Source organism: Streptococcus oralis (genome assembly GCF_026782375.1).
Classification (GTDB): Bacteria; Bacillota; Bacilli; order Lactobacillales; family Streptococcaceae; genus Streptococcus; species Streptococcus oralis_CL.
In genome coordinates, this window is record NZ_JAKUWJ010000002.1 from 256,627 (window position 1) to 263,083 (window position 6,457).

The window sequence follows — 6,457 nt, forward strand, 5'->3', positions numbered from 1 at the left end:
AAAGGGATAAAAATGGTACAATAATAATTTGAGGTAATAAAAATGAGATTAGACAAGTATTTAAAAGTATCACGAATTATTAAGCGCCGCACAGTCGCAAAGGAAGTAGCAGATAAAGGTAGAATCAAGGTAAATGGAATTTTGGCCAAAAGTTCAACGGATTTGAAAGTTGATGACCAAGTTGAAATTCGCTTTGGAAATAAGTTGTTGCTTGTAAAAGTACTGGAGATGAAAGATAGTACAAAAAAAGAAGATGCAGCAGGCATGTATGAAATTATCAGTGAAACACGGGTAGAAGAAAATGTCTAAAAATATTGTACAAATGAATAATCCTTTTATTCAAAATGAACACCAACGTCGTCGTTACCTGATGAAGGAAAGACAAAAGAGGAATCGCTTTATGGGTTGGGTTCTTATTTTGATGATTTTATTGTTTATTTTACCGACCTATAATTTGGCCCAAAGCTATAATCAGTTACTGCAACGTCGTCAGCAATTGACAGAGTTGAAAGAGCAATACCAAACTCTTAGTGACGAAAAGGATAAGGAATCTGCTTTTGCTGCAAAGTTGAAAGACGAAGACTATGTAGCAAAATATGCACGCGCCAAGTACTATTACTCAAAGAAACGAGAAGCGATTTACACAATTCCTGATTTGCTTCCGAGGTAATGTCATGGAAAATTTATTAGAAGTTGTTGAACAGTTTTTAAGTTTATCAGATGAAAAACTAGAAGAATTAGCGGCTAAAAATCATTCATTACGATTACAAGAAGAAAGGGAAGAGAAGAATGCGTAAGTTCTTAGTAGTTTTATTGCTACCTGCTTTTATCATAACCTCAAGAGTAGTTAGCACAGAAAAACAGCTTCCTTACTCTTCGCAAGAAATTTATTATCTAACTGAGTCTGACTATGGGTTCTACTATAAAGAAACACTGGAATCCCCAATGGTATATGGTGAAACAACTCTCTATGCTAATGAGGATCTTGTCAAGGAGTCTGGTAAATTAACTCCTGAAACCGCCTTTAAAATCGTAGAATGGCGTTTGAATAGACAAGGTGTTCCTGTTTTTAAATTAGACAATCATCAGTTTATCCTTGCAGATAAGCGGTTGGTCTATGATCAAAGTCATGTTCAAACTCAAAATAGACAAGTATGGTTGGAACCAGGGTTTGTTATCTATAACAGCCCTTATGATGCTAAAGAAATTTCTTCTACCCTCTCCCCCTATCAACACGTACTAGTGGATAGAACTCTCTTTGCTGAGGGACAAGAATTTCTTCATATTGATCAAGTTGGGTGGGTATCAAAAGAGTTCGTTTCAGAAGAAGATAATCGCATCCAGAAGGTTCAAGAAATCTTATCAAACAACTATCAGAATGAAAATTACTCTATTTATGTTAAACAGCTGAACACGGGTAAAGAGGCTGGGGTGAATGAAGACAGCAAACTCTATGCAGCTAGCATCTTGAAACTAGCCTACCTTTATTATGCTCAAGATAGGATAAATCAAGGCGACTATACGCTGGATAGTAGCTTCAAGTATATCCCAGAAGTAAATAGTTTCCCTGGGTCCTATAAACCAGAAGGTAGTGGTAGCTTACCTAAAAAAGAAGATAACAAAGAATACAGTCTTCAACAGTTAATTACCAAGGTAACAAAAGAGTCTGACAATGTTGCTCATAATATTTTAGGTTATTATGTGACCAATCAATCTGACGGGGCTTTCAAAGAAAAAATGTCCACCATTATGGGTGAAGATTGGGATGTGAATGATAAATTGACTTCTTCAAAAATGGCTGGAAAAGTCATGGAAGCTATTTATAATCAGAATGGTTTTGTCTTAGAGTCTATGAGTAAGACTGATTTTGACAACCAAAGAATTGCTAAAGGTGTTTCAGTTAAGTTAGCTCATAAAATCGGAGATGCCGACGAGTTTAAACATGACACTGCCATTGTCTATACTGATTCTCCTTTCGTTCTTTCTATTTTCACCAAAAATTCTGATTATGACACCATTTCTAAGATAGCCAAGGATGTCTATGAGGTTCTAAAATGAGGGAACAGGATTTTTTAAATCATTTTCTCCGAAAAGAGTATTTTAAAAAACACTCTAAAGTCCTATTGGCTCTGTCTGGTGGACTGGATTCGATGTTTTTATTTCATCTATTGTCTACTTATCAAAAAGAGTTGGGAATTGAGCTGATTTTAGCACATGTCAATCACAAGCAGAGAAGTGAGTCTGACTGGGAGGAAAATGAACTAAGGAAGTTAGCTGATGTAGCTGGACTTCCTATTTATATCACAAGCTTTTCAGGAGACTTTTCAGAAGCGCGCGCTCGAGAGTTTCGTTATGATTTTTTTAGGAAAATCATGAAAGATGTTGGAGCGACAGCCTTGGTCACTGCCCACCATGCAGATGATCAGGTTGAAACGATTTTAATGCGTTTGATTCGTGGAAGTCGGTTACGTCATTTAATAGGAATAAAAGAAAGACAAGTAGTTGATGATATTGAAATCATCCGTCCCTTGTTGCATTTTCATAAAACAGACTTCCCACCAATTTTTCATTTCGAAGATCAAACAAATCGTGAGAACAGCTATTTTCGCAATCGTATTCGAAATAGGTATTTACCAGAACTTGAAAAAGAAAATCCCCGCCTTAGATCTGCTCTTTTAAATCTAGGAAGTGAGATTTCAGATTACCAAGCAGCCATAACGGAGCTTTCTGAGCAGATTGATGTAGAAGATTTGAATGAGCTCTTTTCATACTCAAAACAAACTCAAGGAGTCTTGCTCCAGAACTATCTCAATCAATTCCCAGACTTAAACCTTACGAAGACTCAGTTTGATGAAGTTCGACAGATTTTGGCAAGGAAAAGCCAGTATCGTCATCCATTGAAAAATGGTTATGAATTGATAAAAGAGTATCAAAATTTTCGAGTTTGCAAAATCAGTCCTCAGGCTGATGAAAAGGAAGATGAACTTGTGTTACACTATCAAAATCAAGTTCGACATAAGGGCTATTTATTTTCCTTTGGTATTCCTATTGAAGGAGATATTGTTCAAAAAATAAATGTTTCACGAGAAACCTCAATACGGATTAGAGGTCGAAAACCTGGTGATGTTATTAGGCTGAATGGTCATCGAAAGAAACTGAGACGCTTGTTTATAGATTTGAAAATCCCTATTGAAAAACGAAAAACAGCTCCTATTATTGAGCAATTTGGAGAAATTGTCTCAATTTTGGGAATTGCGACCAGTGATTTGAGTAAAAACACGAAAAATGATATAATGAACACTGTACTTTATATAGAAAAAATAGATAGGTAAAAAGATGTTAGAACACGATATTAAAAAAATCCTCGTTTCACATGATGAAATTACAGAAGCGGCTAAAAAGCTAGGTGAACAATTAACCAAAGACTATGAGGGGAAAAATCCAATTCTTGTTGGAATTTTGAAAGGATCGATTCCTTTTATGGCTGAATTGATCAAACATATTGATACGCATATTGAGATGGACTTCATGATGGTATCTAGCTACCATGGTGGAACAGCAAGTAGTGGTGTAATCAATATCAAGCAAGACGTGACTCAAGATATCAAAGGAAGACATGTTTTATTTGTAGAGGATATCATCGATACAGGTCAAACTTTGAAGAATTTGCGAGATATGTTTATTGAAAGAGAAGCAGCTTCTGTTAAAATCGCGACTTTGTTGGACAAACCAGAGGGACGTGTTGTTGAAATTGAGGCAGATTATACCTGCTTTACTATTCCAAATGAGTTTGTAGTAGGTTATGGTCTGGATTATAAAGAAAATTATCGTAACCTTCCTTATGTCGGAGTATTGAAAGAAGAAGTTTATTCAAATTAGAAAGATCTATCTTTAATGAAAAAACAAAATAACGGTTTAGTTAGAAATCCATTTTTATACTTGTTAATTATCTTCTTCCTTGTAACAGGATTCCAGTATTTTTATTCTGGAAATACTGCGGGACGAAGCGAAAAAATTAACTATACAGAATTGGTAAAAGAAATTACAGCAGACAATGTAAAAGAATTAACCTATCAGCCGAATGGTAGCATCATTGAGGTGTCTGGTGTTTATAAAAATCCTAAGACTAGTAAAGAAGAAACAGGAATTCAATTTTTCACTCCTGCTGCCACAACAGTAGAAAGATTCTCAAGTACCATTCTTCCGTCGGATTCAACAGTTGCAGAATTGCAAAAACTTGCTTCTGAACATAAGGCAGAGGTAACGGTTAAACATGAGAGTTCAAGTGGTATGTGGATCAATATCCTTGTCTCTGTTGTGCCATTTGCTATTCTCTTCTTCTTCCTATTCTCTATGATGGGAAATATGGGAGGAAACAATAGTAGAAATCCAATGAGTTTTGGACGTAGCAAGGCCAAGGCCGCTAACAAAGAAGATATCAAGGTAAGATTTTCAGATGTTGCAGGTGCCGAGGAAGAAAAACAAGAATTAGTTGAAGTTGTTGAATTCCTAAAAGATCCAAAACGATTTACCAAACTTGGTGCGCGTATTCCTGCGGGTGTTCTTTTAGAGGGACCTCCGGGAACAGGTAAGACTTTGCTTGCTAAGGCGGTTGCTGGAGAAGCAGGTGTTCCATTCTTTAGCATCTCAGGATCGGACTTTGTAGAAATGTTTGTCGGAGTTGGTGCAAGTCGTGTTCGTTCTCTTTTTGAGGATGCAAAAAAAGCAGCACCAGCCATTATCTTTATCGATGAAATTGATGCTGTTGGTCGCCAACGTGGTGTCGGCCTCGGTGGAGGAAATGATGAACGTGAGCAAACCTTGAACCAGCTCTTAATTGAAATGGATGGTTTTGAGGGTAATGAAGGAATTATTGTTATCGCTGCGACAAACCGTTCAGATGTTCTTGATCCAGCTCTTCTCCGCCCAGGACGTTTTGATAGAAAAGTCTTGGTTGGTCGCCCTGATGTTAAAGGTCGTGAAGCAATCTTGAAAGTTCACGCTAAAAACAAACCTCTAGCAGAAGATGTTGATTTGAAATTAGTTGCCCAACAAACTCCAGGTTTTGTGGGAGCTGACTTGGAAAATGTTCTAAATGAGGCAGCCTTGGTTGCAGCCCGTCGCAACAAGTCAGTTATTGATGCTTCAGATATTGATGAGGCAGAGGATAGAGTTATTGCTGGACCGTCTAAGAAAGATAAAACAGTATCACAAAGAGAACGTGAATTGGTTGCCTACCACGAGGCTGGACATACCATTGTTGGTTTAGTCTTGTCGAATGCCCGTGTTGTTCATAAAGTGACTATCGTACCACGTGGACGTGCAGGCGGATACATGATTGCACTTCCTAAAGAAGACCAAATGCTTCTTTCTAAAGAAGATATGAAAGAGCAATTAGCAGGTTTGATGGGAGGTCGTGTTGCTGAGGAAATTATCTTTAATGTCCAAACGACAGGAGCTTCAAACGACTTTGAACAAGCTACACAGATGGCGCGTGCAATGGTCACTGAATACGGTATGAGTGAAAAACTAGGTCCAGTTCAATATGAGGGCAATCATGCTATGTTTGGTGCACAAAGTCCTCAAAAATCAATTTCAGAACGAACAGCTTATGAGATTGATGAGGAAGTACGTTCATTATTAAATGAAGCACGAAACAAAGCTGCTGAAATTATTCAATCAAATCGTGAAACTCACAAACTGATTGCAGAAGCATTGTTGAAATACGAAACATTGGATAGTACTCAAATTAAATCCCTTTACGAGACAGGAAAAATGCCTGAGGCAGTAGAAGAGGAATCCCATGCACTATCTTATGATGAAGTAAAATCAAAAATGAGTGAAGAAAAATAACCTCGAGAGGCTATGCCTCTCTTTTTATGTGCCGTTGAGGGCGGAAGAAGTATAGAATAGAGGAAATAGCCCCATAGGCTCTCGCATTCTGCTAGACTAAAGGCAGAAAGGAGAACTCTATGAATCTGAAAGAATTGTACGAAGAAAGCAAAGGGATTGTCCATAAGTGTCGCAAGGATTATCACCTCCATCTGTGGGAGAAAGAGGACTGGGATCAGGAAGGTATGTTGTGCCTCTATGAGCTGGTCAGTCACCATCCAGAGTTACTAGCGGGTGAACGCCACCAACTATATGTCTGCTTTAAAACCAAATTCCGAAATCGTATCCTAGATTACATCCGTAAACAGGAAAGTCACAAGCGTCGTTTCGATAAAGAACCCTATGAGGAGGTGAGTGAGATTAGTCACCGCTTAGGAGAAAAAGGGCTGAGACTGGATGATTATTATCTCTTTCACGAACTTCTGAAGACATACAAATCCGAGCAGAGTAAGGAAAAACAAGAGTTGGTTGACCGTCTCATGGGAGGAGAAATCTTCAGAGGACGCAAGGCACTACTGAGGGAGCTTTCTATCGTCTTCCAAGAATTTGTATAGGATGGAAAAAA

At 37.9% G+C, this 6,457-nt stretch carries 8 protein-coding genes; all 8 read left to right on the forward strand.

Going from position 1 to position 6,457, the window contains the following annotated elements; translation table 11 throughout:
* Window positions 1-42 precede the first annotated feature (42 nt).
* The 8 genes from MK409_RS06840 to MK409_RS06875 all read left to right on the forward strand — a co-directional run bounded on the left by MK409_RS06840 (window position 43) and on the right by MK409_RS06875 (window position 6,446).
* Window positions 43-309, forward strand: coding sequence for an RNA-binding S4 domain-containing protein (locus MK409_RS06840; RefSeq protein ID WP_001234973.1), 267 nt, complete (start codon window positions 43-45; stop codon window positions 307-309).
* Window positions 302-670, forward strand: coding sequence for a septum formation initiator family protein (locus MK409_RS06845; RefSeq protein WP_000041917.1), 369 nt, complete (start codon window positions 302-304; stop codon window positions 668-670). Before MK409_RS06840 ends, MK409_RS06845 begins: the two co-directional genes overlap by 8 nt.
* Window positions 671-674: 4 nt before the next feature.
* Window positions 675-797: an SP_0009 family protein gene (locus MK409_RS06850; protein WP_061407803.1), complete on the forward strand. Its 123-nt coding sequence runs from the start codon at window positions 675-677 to the stop codon at window positions 795-797.
* Window positions 790-2,058, forward strand: a complete 1,269-nt coding sequence (locus MK409_RS06855) for a serine hydrolase (RefSeq protein ID WP_268705779.1) — start codon at window positions 790-792, stop codon at window positions 2,056-2,058. The genes MK409_RS06850 and MK409_RS06855 overlap by 8 nt, the downstream gene beginning before the upstream one ends.
* A complete protein-coding gene (gene tilS, locus MK409_RS06860; protein ID WP_268705780.1) occupies window positions 2,055-3,332 on the forward strand; it encodes a tRNA lysidine(34) synthetase TilS in 1,278 nt (425 codons plus the stop codon). Before MK409_RS06855 ends, tilS begins: the two co-directional genes overlap by 4 nt.
* Before the next feature lie 4 nt (window positions 3,333-3,336).
* Window positions 3,337-3,879, forward strand: coding sequence for a hypoxanthine phosphoribosyltransferase (gene hpt / locus MK409_RS06865; RefSeq protein ID WP_268705781.1), 543 nt, complete (start codon window positions 3,337-3,339; stop codon window positions 3,877-3,879).
* A gap of 15 nt (window positions 3,880-3,894) precedes the next feature.
* Window positions 3,895-5,853, forward strand: coding sequence for an ATP-dependent zinc metalloprotease FtsH (gene ftsH, locus MK409_RS06870; protein ID WP_268705782.1), 1,959 nt, complete (start codon window positions 3,895-3,897; stop codon window positions 5,851-5,853).
* A gap of 119 nt (window positions 5,854-5,972) precedes the next feature.
* Window positions 5,973-6,446 carry a sigma-70 family RNA polymerase sigma factor gene (locus MK409_RS06875; protein WP_268705783.1) on the forward strand — a complete coding sequence of 158 codons (474 nt, stop codon included), beginning with the start codon at window positions 5,973-5,975 and terminating at the stop codon, window positions 6,444-6,446.
* Window positions 6,447-6,457 lie beyond the last annotated feature (11 nt).